This is a genomic window from Streptococcus sp. GMD6S (genome assembly GCF_000297015.1).
Genome location: NZ_AJRH01000260.1, coordinates 1 through 551 on the forward strand (window position 1 = coordinate 1; position 551 = coordinate 551).

Below are 551 nucleotides of genomic sequence, written 5' to 3' on the forward strand. Positions count from 1 at the left end.
GTTAGCGAGAAACCAACAGACGCTCCAATAAATGAAGTTCCAAGCTTAAACGTTGAAGAAAAAGATGTTACCACAACAGTGGCTGAACCCTACACTCGAGAACGAGTAGAGAGTGATAGCTTGCCAGTTGGCCAAATCAAGATAACTCAAGCTGGTCAAGATGGCGTGCGTACAATCGTCACCCGTCAGTACATGGTAGATGGAAAAGTAGAGAGAAGCCAGGAACTCTCTAACGAAGTGACGACTCCAGCGGTCTCAGAAATCGTAACAGTTGGAACAGGCCCTGTTAGCGAGAAACCAACAGACGCTCCTGTAAATGAAGTTCCAAGTCTAGAGGTTGAGGAAAAGGATGTTACTACGACGGTAGCAGAACCCTACACTCGAGAACGAGTAGAGAGTGATAGCTTACCAGTTGGCCAGACCAAGATAACCCAAGCTGGTCAAGATGGCGTCCGTACGATTGTCACCCGTCAGTACATAGTAGATGGCAAAGTAGAGAGAAGCCAGGAAATCTCCAACGAAGTGACGACTCCAGCGGTCTCAGAGATCGT

1 protein-coding gene is annotated in these 551 nt (G+C 47.7%); it reads left to right on the forward strand.

Annotated elements, in window-relative coordinates; translation table 11 throughout:
* The coding region (locus tag GMD6S_RS10040; protein ID WP_000325132.1) for a G5 domain-containing protein at positions 1 to 551 on the forward strand (551 nt) is incomplete at both ends.